Origin of the sequence: Streptomyces sp. enrichment culture (assembly GCF_964273255.1) — a bacterium.
Taxonomy (GTDB): domain Bacteria; phylum Actinomycetota; class Actinomycetes; order Streptomycetales; family Streptomycetaceae; genus Streptomyces.
Window position 1 is genome coordinate 4,537,629 of record NZ_OZ186835.1, and the last position, 16,451, is coordinate 4,554,079.

Below are 16,451 nucleotides of genomic sequence, written 5' to 3' on the forward strand. Positions count from 1 at the left end.
GGCGATCGGCGGTGCAGGGACCGGCGCTGCGGCGATCGCCGGAGCGGCGGTCGGCGGAACTGTGGCCGACGGAGCGGCGGCGCGCGGTGCCGGGGGCGTCAACCTCCTGGCCCTGCGCAGCCACAACTCCGCGCTGGTGCTCGACTTGCTGCGGACCGCGGGCGCCGAGGGCATCAGCCGCCTGGAACTCGCCGAACGCACCGGGCTCACCCCGCAGGCCGTCAGCAAGATCACCGCACGGCTCCGGGAGGACGGCCTGGCGGTCGAGGCGGGGCGGCGGGCCTCCACCGGCGGCAAGCCGCGCACGGTGCTGCGCCTGGTCCCGGAGGCCGGGCACGCGGTCGGCGTGCACCTGGACCGGGACGGACTGCGCGCCGTCCTCGCCGACCTGGACGGCAGGGTGGTGGCCGAGCGGCGCACCCCGTTGGACCTGGGCGCCGGCGCGGAGGCGGTGCTCGCCCGGGTCGCTGCGGTGGCCCGGGAGCTGGTGGCGGGCCGTTCCGGCGGTGTGACCGAGGAACAGGTCGCGAGCCGATCCGGCCTGCCGGCCGGGGACCCGGTGACGAGCCGCACCGACGCGGTGGCCGGTGATCCGGCGGCCCGCGACCAGGCGACCGGCGACCAGGCGACCGGTGATCCGGCGACCGGTGATCCGGTGCCCGGTGACCCAGTGCCGGACCGCGCGGGCACCGGGGGCGGGCCGGTACGGACCCTGCTCGGGGTCGGCGTCGCGCTGCCCGGACCGCTCGACCACGCGCGGGGCGTGCTGCACCGGGTCACCGGCTACCCGGACTGGGACGGGTTCCCGCTGCGGGACGCCCTGGCGGAGCGGCTGGGGGCGCCGGTCGTCGTCGACAAGGACACCAACGCGGCGGCCCTCGGGCTGGCGGTCGGCGGCGAGGGCGGCTCCTTCGCCTACCTGCACCTCGGGACGGGACTGGGGGCCGGACTGGTGATCGGCGGGAGCGTGCACCGGGGGCCGCGGACCGGCGCGGGGGAGTTCGGTCACCAGGTCGTGCAGCTCGACGGACCGCGCTGCCCCTGCGGCGACCGGGGCTGCATCGAGGCGCTGTGCCTGGACGCGGTGGCCCGGGGCGACACGCGGGAGGCGGCCCGGGTGCTCGGCACGGGCGCGGCGAACCTCGTGGGACTGCTGGACATCGACCGCGTCCTGCTCGGCGGGCGCACGATCGAGGCCGCGCCGGACACCTTCGTGCGCGGTGTGCGCGCCGTGCTGGACGCCCGCGCCCGGCGCACGGGGGACCCGTCCGTCCCGGTGCGCCTCGCCTCCGGCGGCCGTGCGGGGGGCGGCGCCCCGGGCGGCGGCGGCGCCGGGCCCGGCGACCACGGCGGTGGCCGCGCCGACGGCGGCGACCGCGAAGGCAGTGGCGACCGCGAAGGCAGTGGCGACCGCGAAGGCAGCGGCAGCGTCGTCGGTCCGGGTACGGGGGACGGCGCCGCCGGGATCGCGGAGGGAGCGGCCCAGTTGATCCTGGCTCCGGTGTTCGGCCGGGGCGACGGCTAGCGCCCACTGCCACCCCCGGCAGGGGACGGCCGCCCCTCGGCCGGGCGGGGGGAATGCGGGGCCCGTCCGGGTGGACTTCCCGCGTGTCGGGGGACCGGTGGGGCCGCCGCGGCAAGGAGTCGTGGCATGCGCCCCTGCCTGCCCGCGGCTCTCTGCCTGGTGGCGGCGGCCGCCGTGCTCCCCGTCGCCGGGACGTCGGCTGCCGCCGCGCCCGCGGACGCCCTCCCCGCCGCGGTCGCCTGTGCCACCGCCGGCGACCGCGACTTCCCCCTCACCACCCGCCTCCACGGCGGCCCGGCCACCTACACCGCCGGCGGCGGCTTCGGCGTCTGGTACGTCGACCTCACCAACACCACCGACCGCACCTGCACCGCCGTCCACCCCGTGATCGTCCTCGTCGACGAGGCACGGTCCCTGAAGCCCGGCCAGGCCACCCTGGAGTTCTACGACCGCGGGAGAGTGACCGACGCGGCCGGACCGACCGACGGCCCCCAGGCAGCCGAGCCGACCGGGGGACGGGACGGAGCCGACGCAGCCGGGGAAGCGGAGGGGGCCGACGCAACCGGGGACGTCGACGGCGCGGAGGGCCTGCCGCATCCCGTCCGCTTCGAACGCACCGACCAGGACGAACTCGTCGGGGCCCTCGCCGACGACGAGGCGGGCTTCCCCGGCTTCACCGTCGGGCCCGGCCGGACGCTCACCGTGAAGCTGCGGCTCCAGTTCACCTCGGACGCCGGCCCCAACGAGGTCGTCGCCAACGCCGCCGTCGTCCAGCGGCACCAGGACGACGGCGACTGGGTGGGCCAGTCCGACGACTACCGCTTCCGTATCGACGCCGCCCCCGGCACCGGCCCGCGCGAACCCGCCCCGGACGGGTCGCGGGACCCCGGCGCCACCCGCGCCCCCAGCCCCGGCCCGCACCCCCGCCCCGGCGACAGCACCGGCCCGCCCGCCGTCACGACCCCGGACCCCGGCGCGACCACCGGCCCGCCCGGCACCTCCACGCCCACCCCCGCCACGTCCGACACCGCCCTCGCCGAGGAACTGGCCGCCAGCGGCATCGGCGACGGCGCCCGTGTCCTCGCCGGCGCGGCGGCGGCCCTGATCACCGGCGGCGCCGCGGTGCTGCTCGCCCGCCGGCGCGGCTGACCGGCAGGCGTGGCGGGCGGGTGGGCGCGAGACGGCGGGACCCGTCCCCGCGCACCCGGCGGCCCGCTCCCGGGCACCCCGGCCGGCCGTCCCCGCCCCCGCCGCCATTCCCACAAGATCCCGGTCTGTTTAGGCTGGGGCGCACGCAGCACCGCGTACGGCAGGAGATCCGGCACATGGCAGACCGCAAGCCCATCGAGTCCTGGCTGACCGACATGGACGGGGTGCTCATCCACGAGGGAGTCCCGATCCCCGGCGCCGACGCCTTCATCAAGAAGCTGCGCGAGTCGGGGAAGCCGTTCCTGGTCCTCACCAACAACTCGATCTACACCCCGCGCGACCTGCACGCCCGCCTGCGCCGCATGGGCCTGGAGGTGCCGATCGAGAACATCTGGACCTCGGCCCTCGCCACCGCGCAGTTCCTGGACGACCAGCGGCCCAACGGCTCCGCCTACGTCATCGGCGAGGCCGGGCTGACCACCGCGCTCCACGACATCGGCTACGTCCTCACCGACCACGAGCCGGACTACGTCGTCCTCGGGGAGACCCGCACCTACTCCTTCGAGGCCATGACCAAGGCCGTCCGGCTGATCAACAACGGCGCCCGGTTCATCGGCACCAACCCGGACGAGACGGGGCCGTCCACCGAGGGCCCGCTCCCGGCGACCGGCGCGGTGGCCGCGCTGATCACCAAGGCGACCGGCAAGCACCCGTACTTCGCGGGCAAGCCGAACCCGCTGATGATGCGCACCGGCCTCAACGTGCTCGGCGCGCACTCGGAGACCAGCGCCATGATCGGCGACCGCATGGACACCGACGTGCTGGCCGGCATCGAGGCGGGGATGCGGACCTTCCTGGTGCTCACCGGGCTGACCCGGGCCGACCAGGTCGAGGACTTCCCCTACCGGCCGTCGAAGGTCCTGGACTCCATCGCGGACCTCGTCGACCTCATCTGACCGGACGGCATCCGACCGGGCGGCACCTGACCGGTCGGCATCCGACCGGTCGTCATCCGACGGGAACGCATTCGACCGGACGGCATCCGACCGGACGGCCGCGACCGGTGTCCGACACGGACCGGTCGCGGCCGGGCCTGGCGTCCGACGGCTGACCGTCGCGGCCCCGCCCGCCCGGCGGCCGGGCGTGACCCTGTCCGCCTCGCCGAGGCCGGGCCCCGGAGCGCGTACCGCCAGGGCCCGGCCCAGCCGCCCAGCCGAGTTGCCCGGCCAAGTTGCCCAGCTGGCCGCCCGGCCGACCGCCCCGGCCGCCGACCGGGCCCTCCGACCCTCCGGGCCGCCGCGACCATCCGCGTCGGCAACCGCCGTCACACCCCCGCCGACCTGCGGCGTTCAAACCTCCCCCGAGACGGCCGCCACCCGGACGGCGTAATCGCGGCACCCGCGAGGATGCGTGCACCCCCCTCGCGGGGGAGGCTCCGGGTGTCTGGAGGTTCACGATGAGTTCCATGAGACTCACTCTCTGTACGGGCGCCCTGGCCGTGGCCGCGCTCACCCCGGTGACGGCGCACGCCGCGGACGGCGGTGGTGTGGCGGTGACCCCCGCGGCCCCCGCACCCGGCACGGACGTCACCCTGCGGGTGCCCGAGTGCGCCGAGCGGACGGCGGTGGCCGTGTCGGCGGCGTTCGTCTCCGAGGTCCGGCTCAGCGTGTCGGACGGTGTCCTCGTCGGCGAGAGCCGCGTCCGCTCCTCCCTCACCGCGGGTGTGTACGACGTGAAGGTGAACTGCGGCGGCACGGACCGCCGGGGCACCATCACCGTCTCCCCGGCCCGCACCCCGTCCGGCGGCCACGACGAACCGGCCACCGACCGTCCGACGGCCCCCGCCTCGCCGGTCGCACCGGTCGACGCGGGCGGCGGCGGCACCGCACGGCTGGCGGCCGCCGAGGCGGAGGACGGCCCCGGCACGGCGCAGGTGGTGACCGGCCTGGCGCTCGCGGGCGCCGCGGCGGTGGCCGTCGCCGGCGGCCGCGTCCGCCGGAGCAGCGGGACGGGCTGACCATGTCCGATCAGGAATCCGCCCGGTCCGGTTCGGGCCGGCTGCTCACCGGGGTGGCCTGGGTGGTGCTGCTGCTCGGCCTGTGGCTGTGGGGCCGCGACGCGACCGACGCGCGCCCGGGAGCGACCGGGCCCGCCACCGGTGACATGGCCGCGGCCGGGCGCCCGCCCATGGTGGAACTGCCCCCGGCCCACCGCCCGTTGGACGAGGCGCTGCCCGAGCGCCTGGTCATCCCCGGCCTCGACGTCCGGGCCCCGGTCGTCTCCCGCGGCCTGGACGAGCGGGGCGCGCTCGACCCGCCGCCCTTCGACCGCCCCGAGGCGGTCGGCTGGTACGCGGACGGCGTGACCCCGGGTGCGCCCGGCACCGCCCTGATGGTCGGTCACGTCGACACCGAGACCCGGCCCGCCGTCTTCTACCGGGTGAGCTCGCTGCAGGCGGGCCAGAAGATCCGGGTGGTCCGCGCGGACGACGAGGTCGCCGAGTTCACCATCGAAGGCGTCCAGGTCCTGGAACGGGACGGCTTCGACGCCCGGCAGGCGTACGGGCCCCGCCGGGACGGCCGGGCCGAACTGCGCCTGATCACCTGCGGAGGCACCTTCGACGAGGCCACCGACAGTTACACCGCCAACGTGGTCGTCTCCGCCTACCTGACCGGAACGACCACCGACACCGGCACCGACCCCGGCACCGGTTCGGACACCGGCACGGAAACGGACGGTGGCACGCACGACGGCACGGACGACGGCCCGGGCACGAGCACCGACGCCCGCGGCGCGGCCTGACGCACCGGCCGCGCGGTGCCCGGCCGCGGGGCCCCCGGCCCGGGGCGGCCGGGCCGGGGGCCCTGAGCGGATACCCCTCCCGCACGGAGCCGGCCACCCGGCCTCCCGCGGCCCCCTCCCCACCCGGGGCGGCCGTCCGGTCCCTTCGGCCCCCTCCCCGTGCGGCGCCGCCGCCCAGTCCCCGGCCCCTCCCGGCCCGGCGCCGCCGCCTCACTCCCCGTCCCCTTCCCTCCCGGCGGCCCGAGCCCGCCCCTCAGCCTCCTCCCGGCCCGGAGACCGGTCCGTTTCGATCGGCGCTCGTGGGTGTCCGGGCCCGTATGTCAGGATTGGGACCCGAACATCGGAACAGAAGACCGCAAGCAGCAGTCCGGAAACAGCGGTCCGGAAAACAGCACTCCGGAAACGCGGTCCGGAAAGCAGTCGGGGAGCAGTCCCCGAAGCGGGCCCGGCGCGGGCCCGAAGCGGGCCGGAAGGGTTCCGGAACGGCACCTGAGCACAGGGAATCAGTGCACCCAAGGGGGGTTGGATGTACGGCAGCAGGGGGGTCGGGGCGTTCGCCGGGAGGCGGGCGTCCGCAGCGGTGCTGGGGGCGGCACTGCTGATCACAGGGTGTTCCTCCGGCGGCGACGGCAAGGGGGACGACCCGGAGTCGGCCGGCACGGGGATCGCACAGCAGCCGAAGGAGGCCGACCCCTACTGGGTCAACCCGAACGGCACCGCGGCCCGCGAGGTGGCCGCGCTGACCGAGGCCGGCAAGAAGGACGAGGCGGCGCAGGTCCGCAAGATCGCCGAGCAGCCCGTGGCCGAGTGGATCAGCCCGGAGAACCCCGAGGAGCAGACCCGCGGCTTCACCGAGGCCTCCCAGAAGGCGGACCGCACCGCGCTGCTCGTCCTCTACAACATCCCGCACCGCGACTGCGGGCAGTACTCGCAGGGCGGCGCCGCCGACGGCGACGCCTACCGCGACTTCGTCGACGGCGTCGCCAAGGGCATCGGCGACCGCCCGGCCACCGTCATCCTGGAACCCGACGCGGTGCTCCACCTGGTCGACGGCTGCACCCCGCAGCAGTTCCACGAGGAGCGCTACGACCTCCTCAAGGGCGCCGTCGCCCAGCTGAAGGGCCTGAAGAACACCAAGGTCTACATCGACGCGGGCAACGCGGGCTGGGGGAACCCCGACCAGATCTTCGACCCGCTGAAGCGGGCCGGGATCGACCAGGCCGACGGCTTCTCGGTGAACGTCTCCAACTTCTACTCCACCGAGGACTCCATCGCCTACGGCAAGCAGCTGTCCGCCAAGGTCGGCAACAAGCCGTTCGTCATCGACACCAGCCGCAACGGCAACGGTCCCTACACCGAGGGCGCCGCGGACGAACGCTGGTGCAACCCGCCCGGCCGTGCCCTCGGCGAGACCCCGACCGTGAAGACGGACGATCCGCTGGTCGACGCGTACCTGTGGATCAAGCGCCCCGGCGAGTCGGACGGCGAGTGCAAGGGCGGCCCGAAGGCGGGCGAGTGGTGGGAGGACTACGCCCTCGGCCTCGCCCGGTCCGCCGGCTGACGGGACGCGAGCGACGGGCCGTCACCCGACGGCCCTGCCGGGGGACCACCGGAAGCACGGTGGACGATGAACCACCGGAGACACGACAAAGGGGCGCCCCCAGGGCGCCCCTTTCCCGTCGCGAAGGCCCCGGGACCGTCACCCGGCTCCGGGGCCACCGCATGCCGTATGGGCCTACGGCACCTGGACCCACTGGGCCTTGCTCGGCGTGCCGTCGGAGTCCGTGGCGAACAGCATGTACCAGCCCGCCTGGACCAGGTTGCGGTTCTTCGGCACGGTGACCGTCAGCTTGTCGCCGTCGGCCTCGAAGTCCAGCGCGATCGAGCGCTGGTCCACGTCGGTGACGTGGGTCGAGGCGCTCGGGCGGATCAGCCGGACGTTCTTGATCTTCGAGGCGTCCTTCGAGGTGAAGGTGCCGGACCCGCCGCGCTCGATGGTCTCCGGACCGTCGGACAGCTGGGGCTGCTCACGCTCGCCGTACAGGTACGGCGGGGTGTAGATCTCGATGCGCTGCTCGAACTCGCCCGGCTTGGTGTTGGCCTTGTCCGCGTAGAGCGAGTCGGAGCCGAAGAACATCACCCGGCCGTCGGGCAGCAGGATCGAGCCGGCGTGGTAGTTGCGGCCCACCAGCGGGTCGGCGACCTGCCTGAACTCGTTCTTCTCGGTGTCGTAGATCCGCGCCTCCAGGATGTTGGAGTCGCTCCGGCCGCGGTAGTCCTCCGAACCGCCCGAGACGAGGATGTCGTCGTTGGGCAGGATGGACGCCTGCGGGTAGCGGGTGCCCTTGTCCAGCGACGGGCCGTCGACGAACTTCGGGTCGTCGGCCTTGAGGTCCACGATCCGGGTCTTCTCGCTGGCCTTGCGGGACTCGCCGACGCCGCCGCCGCCGATCACCATGTAGCGCTCGTCCTGGGCGGGCGGCAGCAGCACCGTGTTGGACGTCTCCATCATGTCGGGGTCGCTGAGCCCGGGGATCTTGGTGAACTTGTTGGTCTCCACGTCCCAGACGCCCGGGTCGCGGCCCTCGTCGGCCGGCCCGTAGCCCGCGTTCGAACCCGAGTAGAAGACCTTGCCGTTCTGCATGAGGAACAGCGCCGGGTAGGTCGGGAACTGGCGGACCTTGTCGGTGTAGGTCCACTTCTTGGTCGCGGGGTCGTAGATCTCGTTCTTGCCCGGGACCAGCTGGCCGATGTCGTCGAGGCCGGAGACGCTGAGGATCTTGCCGTCGCTCAGGGTGGTGAGCGTCGGGTACCAGCGCGCCTCCTTCATCGGGTCGACCTTGATGTACTTCTCGGCGATCGGGTCGAACTCGAAGGCGTCGTCGATGCCCTGGAAGTCCTTCTTGTCCAGCGCCAGCTTCTCGGCGATGCCGTACGTGTTCTGCGCGTCCTCGCCGGTGAGACCCTGCACGGTGTAGTTGTCCTGCGTGCCGGTCTCGTACTTGGCGCCCTCCTTCTGCGCCTCGACGTAGGTCCGGCCGTAGCCCGGGGTGTTGCCCAGGAACTCGCCGGTCTGCTTGTCGAAGTTCTTCTTCGCGCGCGGGACGAGCACCGGGTCCTTGGAGACGAACGTCTTGCCGTTCTCCTTGCCGACGAACTTGGTGCCCGCCGGGAGGGTGATCGGCTTGTCCGGGTTCTCGTTGTGGACGACCATCAGGCCGCCCGCCTTCTTCACGTCACCCTTGAGCTTCTCGTACCGCTTGGTGCCGCCCGCGATCAGCAGGTTGCCGTTGGCGAGCTGGGTGTGTCCCGTGCAGAACAGGTCGCTCGGGGTCGGCACCTTCTTGATGGTCCCCTTGACCGGGTCCCAGATCCGGGTGTCGTACTTCTTCGCGTCGAAGTTGTCCTTGTTGTTGCCCGACCCCGCGACGAGCAGCACCTTGCCGGTGCGCAGCAGCGCCGCGTGGATCGTGTTCTGCCGGTACTTCTCCGGGAACTCGATGATCTCCCAGCGGCCGTTCTCGGCCTTGTACTCCGGCTGGTTGATCTTGTACGCGTGATACTTCTCCGTACCGAAGCGGTAGAGCCACGGCCCGTTCATTCCGGCCAGCGCGAGTACCACCGTCGTGCCTATCGCGATGCGACGTGCGCGACGACGGCCAGCACGGTCCTTCATTTCTTACGTCCCCCAAGTCCACCAAGGGCGATCTGCATGGTCTGGTCGTTACCGGGGTTGCCGCCCCCGGTCCCGCCCGGGCCTTCGGGGCCCCTTGATCCGCCCGGTGCTCCGTGCGAGCCGGCCCAGCTGGGGCCGGCCTGCGGCGTGTGCGGTGCGTGCTGCTGCTGCGGCATGGCCGGCGCCGGGGCCGCGGGATGGGCGGCCGCCGGCTGCCCCGCGGCGTGCGCGCCGGGCTTCTTCCTGTCCTGCCGCATGCCGTGGCGCCAGGCGAACATGGGCGCCGCCGTGATCAGCAGGGCGAACGTGGCCCAGATGACCATCGCCGGGTGGGCGTGTCCGTAGACGAAGCCCGCGGCGATGGAGCCACCGAAGATCGCGATGAAGTACCAGTGGTAGCGGAACGTGCCGAACAAGGTGTCCGGGCTGGCCGAGTCGCCCTTCGGGGTGACCACGAACTTGCTCTTGCGGCGCAGCACCGAGTCGATGAGGGCCTTGGCGTAGAGCGGGGCGGACAGCGCGGACATCACCATGCCGGCCACACCGCCGGAGCCCTCGGGCTCGTGCGGCGAGACGTTGTGGCGGCGGTTCCAGATGTACAGGCCGATCTGCAGCGCGGAGGCGTTGCCGTAGAGCATCAGCCAGATCGTCGGGTCGATGTTCACACCCGAGGCGCCCAGACCCAGGAACAGCGCACAGCTCAGCGCCGCCAGGATCCAGTTCATGGCCGCCATCGGGTAGAAGATGATCATCATCGTGTAGTTGAAGAGCTTGCTCGGCGGGAGCGAGTAGAAGCCCTTCCAGTACTGCCCGATGATCGTCTCGTAGGTACCGCGCGACCAGCGCATCTGCTGGGTGAAGAAGTCCGTCCAGGCGTTGGGGCCCTCACCGACGGCGAGCACGTCCGGGGTGTAGACCGAGCGCCACTTGCGGCCCGTCTCCGGGTTCTTGTGGCGGTGCATCTCGAAGCCGGTCGCCATGTCCTCGGTGATCGAGTCGTACAGACCGCCGATCTGCTTCAGCGCCTTGATGCGCACGGCGTTGGACGTGCCGACGAACATCGGCGAGCCGTAGCGGTTGCCGGCCCGCTGGATCAGGGCGTGGAAGAGGAACTGCTGCGACTCCGCCGCCTTGGTGACGAAGTTGTCGTAGTTGCCGTACACCTGCGGGCCGATGACGAAGCCGACGTCCGGGTCCCGGAAGAAGCCGAGCATCCGCTCCAGGTAGTTCGGCAGCGGGACGTGGTCGGTGTCGACCGAGGCGAAGAAGTCGTAGTCGTCACCGTGCGCCTCGAGCCAGGCGTTGTAGTTGCCGTGCTTGGTCTTGGCGCGGTGCGGCCCTTTGGGCATGTTCCACTTCGCGACCCCTTTGCGGGAGAAGTGGTGCACCCCCAGGCGCGCGCAGACCTCTTTGACCTCGGGGTCGTCGCCCTCGTCGAGCAGCCAGACGTGCATCAGGCCCCGGTGGCGGATCTTGACGGCCGCCTCCAGGGTCTTCGTCACCATCTCCAGCGGCTCCTTGCCGGGCACGAAGGAGGTGAGGAAGGCCACGCGGGTGCCGGTCTCCGGGACCACCGGGATCGGGTCGCGGGCCACGAGGGTGGCGTGCGCGTTCGACAGCACGTTCATGCACCGGAAGAACTCGATCAGACCGATCGAGACGAGCATCACGACGTCCAGGGCCGGCAGCCACTCGAACGCCGGGTAGTCGCGCTCGGTCCAGTGCGACGGCTGGAGCAGCCACACCAGCAGCACCAGCGACAGCACCGGCGCCGCGGCCAGCATCAGCGCGATGCGGATGCGGTGCGGCTCCTGGCCGATCAGCGAGCGGTACTGGACCTTGTACGGCTTGCCCGGATCCGGCTGGGTGAGGGGCCCCGCGAGCCGGCTGTAGTGCTCGTAGTCGTACTTGGGCAGCGTCTTCTTGATCCGCCGGAACGCGCCCGTGTTGCCTGTCCGGTGGGCAGGCACCCTGAGCTGGGTTGTCTGGGACGGGTCGTCGTCCCTTTGGGCGCCCGTCGGCGTCGACGTCATGAGTCATCCCCCCACACGCGGGTCACCCGCGTGTTTCGTCGCTTTCTTCCGCCCGCGCCCGGTCCCCCTCGACCTTCACGGACGTATCAGTGGTAGACCGCTGTCACCACGTCCCGCACACCTTATAGACACGGCACAGCGCCTTTCCGGTTGCATGATGCCCCCCTTGGCATCGCCCCCGGACCGGTCCGCCGGACCCGTCCGGCGGCAACCGGATTCCCGCCCCCCAACAGCCGCGAACCCGCAGAATGTTGAAGAACCCAGGTTGTACGGTGTTCATCATGATCGCAAGGCGCGATACACGGTGTTCACCGGTCATACGCGCCCATTGTGACCTCTGGAACGGGTCCGCGGAGGCCGGTTGCGCACGATGGCCCGCAGTCCTGTACGGACGACGGGCACCGGCTGCTCACCGCGGGACGGAACCCGGCCAAACGCGGACGGGCCCCCCGGTCACGAGGAGCCCGTCCAGTCGGTGCGCCGCCAGGGACTCGAACCCCGGACCCGCTGATTAAGAGTCAGCTGCTCTAACCAACTGAGCTAGCGGCGCGCGCTGACGGAGACACTCTACAGGACCCCGCCGGGTGGTCCGGACCGCCGCGGAACCCCTCCCGGAGCACCCGGCCGGCCCCCCGCTTACATCATTCGGACCGTCAACATGCGCACGACGACGACAGTTGAGAAACTGATCACCGTGCACAGGTGCGGAGATTTTCACCGGAAGTGTGAGGGGTATCGCATGGAGTCCCCGGTATTCGAGGAATTCGATCCCGCGAGCGATTGCGAGTGCCCCGGCTGTGTTCACGGGCGTCGAATGCCGCCGCAGATTCCGGGCGCAGGTGCCGCCGGCCGCCCGGCCGCCCACCGGACGGTGGTCGTGGCGGCCGCCGCCTCGACGGTGCTGGGCGGGACCGCGGTACCGGCCCTGGCCGCCCCGCAGGCCGCCCAGCGGCCCGGCGGCCCGGACGTTCCCGCAGGTGATGTGCCCGACACCCCGCAGGGGCAGCGTGCCCCGCTGCACGGCCCGAGCGGCCAGGCGGCCCTGCCCGCCGCCCCCACGAGCACCCCGGCGACGACCCGGGCGGAGATCATCAACCGGGCGAAGACCTGGGTCGCCGCGAAGGTCCCGTACAGCATGACCGCGTACTGGTCCGACGGTTACCGGCAGGACTGTTCGGGTTATGTCTCGATGGCCTGGAACCTCGCCGGAAACGAATGGACCGGAAGTCTCGGAAAGTACGCCGACAAAATCACCAAGGACGAATTGCAGCCCGGCGACATGCTGCTCTTCCACAATCAGTCCGACCCGCACGCGGGATCCCACGTCGTCCTGTTCGGCGGCTGGACGGACCACACGCGCACCGCCTACGTGGCGTACGAGCAGACCCGGCCCCACACCCGCCGGCTGAACACCCCGTACGCCTACTGGAGCGACTCCGCGCGCTACGTCCCGTACCGGTACAAGGGTGTGACGAGCGGCACGGCCGGCTCCGAGCCGGACACCGCGAAACCGGCCACGCCGGCGGGCACCCCCTTCCCGGGGGCGGCGTACTTCGGGCCGGGGGCGAACAACGCCCACGTCACGCAGCTCGGCCGGATGCTGGTCGAGCGCGGCGGCGCCCGCTTCTACACCGTCGGCCCGGGGCCGCGCTGGACGGAGGCGGACCGCAGGGCGACCCGGGCGTTCCAGGAGGCCCAGGGCTGGCGGGGGGCCGAGGCGGACGGGCTGCCGGGACCGGTGACCTGGGAACTGCTGGTGACCGGTCGCGGCAAGGACGTGCGGGCCGTGACCCCCGGCGCCGGGGAGCCCTCCTCGCACGGGGTGCCCGGCTACCCGGGGCGGGCCTTCTTCCGGCCCGGCGCGCACAACGACCACGTCACCCGGCTGGGCCGGCAGCTGGTGAAGAAGGGGTTCGGCCGGCACTACACCACCGGACCCGGCCCCCGCTGGAGCGAGGCCGACCGCCGCAACGTCGAGGCGTTCCAGCGGGCCCAGGGCTGGCGGGGCGGAGCGGCCGACGGCTATCCGGGCCCGGAGACCTGGCGGCGGCTGTTCTCCTGACCGGCCGGCGAGACCCGGCCGTCCGCGCGCCCGCCGGTGGCGCGGGCGGCACCCGGTCGCCCGGCCCGGCCGGCCGGGCCCATCCCGACGTGACGCATCTGGCGCGGAGGCTGGAGGCACGCATGACCACGACCACGTCCCACACCCCGGAGTCCGAGCAGCCCGCGGAGGGCGGGCCGGCGACCCGTCCGGCCCGGCTCATCCACACCGAGTCCACCACCGAGATCCCCGTCCACCTGCTGTTCCGTGACGACCCCGACCCGGCGCCGGTGCCGTTGCGGCCCGCCGTGGTGGCGCGCCGGCAGGGCACCGGGGAGCAGCCCCGGCTGCGGCGCCCGGCCCCCGAGAGGCCCGAGGCGCTGCCCCGGGTCGACCCCGACCTGGTGGAGCGGCCCGCCCGCGTGCTGCCGGGAGCCGTGGGGGTGCTGGCCGGCGTGTGCGGGGCGGCCGGCTGCCTGGCCACCGCGTGGTGGACCGGCGCGCTCCCGCCGCTCGCGGCCGGTGCGCTGGGTCTGCCGCCGTCGCCCGGGGCCGGGGCCGGCCCCGCGCAGTGGGCGGCGTACGCGGCGGCGGGGGCGGCCGGCCTGTTCGGCTTCGGCGGGCTGGCCCGCGGGCGGACCGGCCGGGCCTGGGTGCTCGGCCTGTTCGGCCGCTACCGGGGGACGGTGCGCCGGACCGGGCTGCTGTGGGTGAACCCGCTGCTGCTGCGCCGGCGGGTCGACGTGCGGCTGCGGCACTGGCGCAGCGAGCCGATGCCGGCGGCGGACCGGGGCGGGGTCGCCCTGCGGGTGGTGGTCACGGTGGTGTGGCGGGTGCGGGACACCGCGCGGGCGACGCTCGGCGTGGAGGACCACGAGACGTACCTGCGCGAGTGCGTCGAGGCGGCGCTGCTGCGGCTGCCGGCGGAGGCGCCGGGCGCGGGCCAGGCGGTGATGGACGCCCTGCGTGACGCGCTGACCCGGCAGGTGGCGGCGGACACCGCGCCGGTCGGCCTGGAGGTGTTCGCGGTGCGGCCGGTCCGGGTGGAGTACGCGCCGGAGGTGGCCGCGGCGATGCACCGGCGCCGGATGGCCGCGCTGGACGCCCGGCACCGGGCGAGCGTGCTCAGCTCGGTCGTGGACTCGGTGGAGGACACGGTGACCCGGCTGACCGTGCGCGGGCTGGTCGAGCTGGACGACTACGAGCGCAAGGCGCTGGTGAAGGACCTGACGGTGGCGTTCTGCGCGGGGCGGGGCGAGGCGATGCCCTGACCCGCACGAGGGGCGTCCTCCCGAGGGTGGTGGAAACCGCCGTGCATCTGGTCTGGACATGTCCATGCCGCAGTCCTACGCTCAGACTTGGTCTAGACCTACTCGCACCACCCTGCACGGCTCACTGACACCCCCACGTTCACCAGGAGCGGCAGCATGCGCACACGGACCAAGCTGTACGCAGCCGCGGTGGGACTGGCCACGACCGGAGCGCTCGCGTTCTCCTCCGGCGGGGCCAGCGGCCACGGCTACACCGACCTGCCGGTCAGCCGGCAGAAGCTGTGCCAGAACGGCACGGTCACCAACTGCGGCGCCATCCAGTGGGAGCCGCAGAGCGTCGAGGGACCGAAGGGCTTCCCCTCCTCCGGGCCCGCCGACGGACGGATCTGTTCGGGCAACAACACCCGGTTCTCCCAGCTCGACGCCCCGCGCACGCCCTCGGGCGGCGCGTGGCCCACGACCCGGGTCAGTGGCGGCCAGAACTACACCTTCCGGTGGCAGTTCACGGCCATGCACGCCACGACCGACTTCAAGTACTACGTGACCAAGCCGGGCTGGAACCAGAACCACGCCCTGACCCGGGCCGACCTCAACCTCACCCCGTTCTTCACGGTGCCCTACAACGGGCAGCGGCCCCCGCAGACCCTCTCGCACACCGGGAGGCTGCCCTCGGGGCTGAGCGGGCACCACGTGATCGTGGCCGTCTGGACGGTCGCCGACACGAACAACGCGTTCTACGCCTGCTCGGACGTCACGTTCTGAGCGGTTCCGGCGGGCCGGACCTCGCACCGCCCGGCCCGCCGGAACCGGACCGCCCGGACGCCGATGCCGGGCACGGAGAAGCGCGGAGAAGCACGGAGAAACACCGGAGAAACACCGAAGGGCCTCCCGCTCCCACGAGAGGCCCTTCACCGTGCGCCGCCAGGGACTCGAACCCCGGACCCGCTGATTAAGAGTCAGCTGCTCTAACCAACTGAGCTAGCGGCGCATGACTCCCGCCGTCCGCTTCCGCGGCCGGCGACGCGAAAAATAATACCTGCTCCCCGGGGGTGCTCCCGACCACCGCTCCGGGCGCGGGGACCTCCCCGGGGAGACCTAGATCGTCAGCGACAGCAGCACCGGGGCGGCGCTGCGGTTGAGGGTCTCGGCGGCCCGGCGCAGCCGGTGGGCGTGCTCGACCGGCAGCGACAGGGCCAGGCAGCCCACCGAGGACCCCGCTGTGATCGGGACGGCCGCGCACACGGTGCCGACCGCGTACTCCTGGAGGTCCAGCACCGGGACCGAGGGCGGCTGGGTGGCCAGCTGGGACAGCAGCAGCTTGTCGCTGGTGATGGTGCGCGAGGTGAGCCGGGCCATCCGGTGCCGGGCGAGGTGGTCGCGCCGTCCGCTGTGGTCCAGCTGGGTGAGCAGGCTCTTGCCGACCGCCGTGGCGTGCGCGGAGCTGCGGAAGTCCACCCACTCGTTGACCTTCGGGGTGGCCGGGCTGTCGGCGTACTGGGTGACCTTGACCTCGCCGTCCACGTACCGGCTCATGTAGACGGCGGCGCCGACGCGGTCGCGCAGCCGGTCCAGGGTGCGCTGGAGGGTGTCCCGCACCGCCGCGTCGTGGCCCTCGGCGGCACCGAGGCGGGCGAACGCCTCCCCGGTGACGTAGGCGCCGTCGGCGATCTGCTCGACGTACGCCTCGCGGCGCAGCATCCGCAGCAGGGTGGTCAGCCGCTGCCCGTGGAGGCCGCTCTCGCGGGACAGGTCGTCGTCGGTGACTCCGGTGGTGTGCCGCGCCACCGTCTCCAGGACGCGCAGGGCGTCCTGGGCCGAGTGGTACGGCGCGGTCGGCTCGTGCTTCAGCGCCACGGTTTCCCCCTGCGCTCGCTCGGTGGGCCGCGATCCGGTCGGCGAACCCCGTCCACGATAGCCGCCGAACGGCCGTCGCAGAGGGGGTGTTGACAAGATT

12 protein-coding genes and 2 tRNA genes are annotated in these 16,451 nt (G+C 73.0%); 9 read left to right on the forward strand and 5 right to left on the reverse strand.

Annotated elements, in window-relative coordinates; genetic code table 11:
* Positions 1-61: 61 nt before the first annotated feature.
* The 6 genes from ACSU53_RS19680 (at position 62) to ACSU53_RS19705 (ending at position 7,037) form a co-directional block, all read left to right on the forward strand.
* Positions 62-1,525 (forward strand): ROK family transcriptional regulator, encoded by a 1,464-nt coding sequence (locus ACSU53_RS19680; protein WP_437029523.1) that lies wholly within the window; start codon positions 62-64, stop codon positions 1,523-1,525.
* Between the two features lie 126 nt (positions 1,526-1,651).
* Positions 1,652-2,674: a hypothetical protein gene (locus ACSU53_RS19685; protein ID WP_437029525.1), complete on the forward strand. Its 1,023-nt coding sequence runs from the start codon at positions 1,652-1,654 to the stop codon at positions 2,672-2,674.
* 176 nt (positions 2,675-2,850) lie between these two features.
* Positions 2,851-3,630: an HAD-IIA family hydrolase gene (locus ACSU53_RS19690; protein WP_437029526.1), complete on the forward strand. Its 780-nt coding sequence runs from the start codon at positions 2,851-2,853 to the stop codon at positions 3,628-3,630.
* A gap of 500 nt (positions 3,631-4,130) precedes the next feature.
* Positions 4,131-4,691: a hypothetical protein gene (locus ACSU53_RS19695; RefSeq protein WP_437029528.1), complete on the forward strand. Its 561-nt coding sequence runs from the start codon at positions 4,131-4,133 to the stop codon at positions 4,689-4,691.
* A gap of 2 nt (positions 4,692-4,693) precedes the next feature.
* Entirely contained in the window at positions 4,694-5,476 is a 783-nt protein-coding gene (locus tag ACSU53_RS19700; protein WP_437029530.1) for a class F sortase, read from the forward strand.
* Positions 5,477-6,002: 526 nt separating this feature from the next.
* A complete protein-coding gene (locus ACSU53_RS19705; RefSeq protein ID WP_437029531.1) occupies positions 6,003-7,037 on the forward strand; it encodes a glycoside hydrolase family 6 protein in 1,035 nt (344 codons plus the stop codon).
* 174 nt (positions 7,038-7,211) lie between these two features.
* Here ACSU53_RS19705 and ACSU53_RS19710 read toward each other — a convergent pair whose 3' ends face one another.
* The 3 genes from ACSU53_RS19710 to ACSU53_RS19720 form a co-directional block, all read right to left on the reverse strand.
* A complete protein-coding gene (locus ACSU53_RS19710; protein WP_437029533.1) occupies positions 7,212-9,152 on the reverse strand; it encodes a galactose oxidase-like domain-containing protein in 1,941 nt (646 codons plus the stop codon).
* A complete protein-coding gene (locus ACSU53_RS19715) occupies positions 9,149-11,185 on the reverse strand; it encodes a glycosyltransferase family 2 protein (RefSeq protein ID WP_437029535.1) in 2,037 nt (678 codons plus the stop codon). Before ACSU53_RS19715 ends, ACSU53_RS19710 begins: the two co-directional genes overlap by 4 nt.
* 476 nt (positions 11,186-11,661) lie before the next feature.
* A tRNA-Lys gene (locus tag ACSU53_RS19720) sits at positions 11,662-11,735 on the reverse strand.
* Between the two features lie 189 nt (positions 11,736-11,924).
* Here ACSU53_RS19720 and ACSU53_RS19725 point away from each other — a divergent pair.
* From ACSU53_RS19725 to ACSU53_RS19735, 3 genes are all read left to right on the forward strand, one after another.
* On the forward strand, positions 11,925-13,247 hold the full coding sequence (locus ACSU53_RS19725; protein ID WP_437029536.1) for a peptidoglycan-binding protein: 1,323 nt from the start codon (positions 11,925-11,927) through the stop codon (positions 13,245-13,247).
* A 122-nt stretch (positions 13,248-13,369) separates the two neighbouring features.
* Positions 13,370-14,497, forward strand: coding sequence for an SPFH domain-containing protein (locus ACSU53_RS19730; RefSeq protein WP_437029538.1), 1,128 nt, complete (start codon positions 13,370-13,372; stop codon positions 14,495-14,497).
* 156 nt (positions 14,498-14,653) lie between these two features.
* Positions 14,654-15,259: a lytic polysaccharide monooxygenase auxiliary activity family 9 protein gene (locus ACSU53_RS19735; RefSeq protein WP_437029540.1), complete on the forward strand. Its 606-nt coding sequence runs from the start codon at positions 14,654-14,656 to the stop codon at positions 15,257-15,259.
* A 152-nt stretch (positions 15,260-15,411) separates the two neighbouring features.
* Here the strand turns inward: ACSU53_RS19735 and ACSU53_RS19740 are convergent.
* Both ACSU53_RS19740 and ACSU53_RS19745 read right to left on the reverse strand, forming a co-directional pair.
* A tRNA-Lys gene (locus ACSU53_RS19740) sits at positions 15,412-15,485 on the reverse strand.
* Positions 15,486-15,592: 107 nt separating this feature from the next.
* Positions 15,593-16,351, reverse strand: coding sequence for an IclR family transcriptional regulator (locus tag ACSU53_RS19745; RefSeq protein ID WP_437029542.1), 759 nt, complete (start codon positions 16,349-16,351; stop codon positions 15,593-15,595).
* Positions 16,352-16,451 lie beyond the last annotated feature (100 nt).